The following is a 1,064-nucleotide window of genomic DNA, read 5'->3' on the forward strand; positions in this document are numbered from 1 at the left end:
AGGTGTAATAGACAAAATTCAGGCTAAAAACTAGCGGTTAATCTCTAATGGACATTTTTCAGGCTAATTAGCAGAGTATGTCATTAAAAAGTTGTTAATAAACTTAAGCTTACGTTGTTTATTTAGCCCATTATGACTACTTAATTGGCGTTTTAACTCACTAAACAACCCTTCTAGAGAATTGGTCGTATTTGGGATGTTTAAGTCCTCCAGTTCTCTATAAGTGAATAACCAATCACTGTTGGTTCTTAAGCTTCTATAGGCACTTCTAAGACGCTTATGGGTGTACCAAGTCTTACCAGTATCCGTATTGATACTACGCTCATTTAAGTAGCCTTCATGGGTCAAATACCAGCTATCTAAGTCTTGAATGAATGTAGTTTTATCATAATACTTTATGTTTAAGGCGAGCTGTCTAAGGGCGATACTAGCGACATTTTGAGGTCGACGTGTTAAGTATCTAGTGATGATCTGTAGTTGATGAAACTGGCACATTTGTATGGGTATATCTTTAAATAAAGCGTTAAGACCTCGTCGTCCATCGCAAGTAATGCTTGTTATATCAATACTTTGTGATTGTATATGCTCTATTCCTAATTTATACAGTGCATTGGTTTCATAATGAATAATGCGGTGGTGTAATACAGTTTTGCTTGTATAGTCGATAAATACCATTAAGCCAAATGTTCGACCAAAGTAGGTCGTGTCCATCACTATGTTTGCACGCGTAGGTAGCTTATTAAGTGACTTTATTTCAATAGTATCTAGCCGTCTTTGTATGGTCTTTATGCTACAGCCATACTTATTAGCAAGTTGTTTATAGGTCTGTTTACCTTGTGTATATTCAGTCCACAATATTTCATTATTAAGACGTTTGCCACCTAAAAACTGCCGATCACAAATTAGGCATTTGTACTGTTGTTTTCCTGATTTGTGACCGTTCTTTTTAATGTGTTTTTCACCACAAAAAGGGCAGTTTTTTGATTCATGGCTTTCAATCCTTGCAAATACTTATAGTATATAGCTTTAAGGGCTGTATCAGCCTGAATTTTGTCCATTACACC

1 protein-coding gene is annotated in these 1,064 nt (G+C 35.7%); it reads right to left on the reverse strand.

All coding sequences use genetic code 11. The features are described from left to right. Positions 1-63: 63 nt before the first annotated feature. Positions 64-495: a hypothetical protein gene (locus QO187_RS13795; RefSeq protein WP_371548667.1), complete on the reverse strand. Its 432-nt coding sequence runs from the start codon at positions 493-495 to the stop codon at positions 64-66. Between the last annotated feature and the right edge of the window lie 569 nt (positions 496-1,064).

This window comes from Psychrobacter sp. Arc9, from assembly GCF_041431295.1.
In the GTDB taxonomy this organism is placed as follows: domain Bacteria; phylum Pseudomonadota; class Gammaproteobacteria; order Pseudomonadales; family Moraxellaceae; genus Psychrobacter.

Bases quoted from the DNA above. Each gene is read 5' to 3' on its own strand.
- QO187_RS13795 (WP_371548667.1), bottom strand. From the start codon at position 495: ATGTGCCAGTTTCATCAACTACAGATCATCACTAGATACTTAACACGT.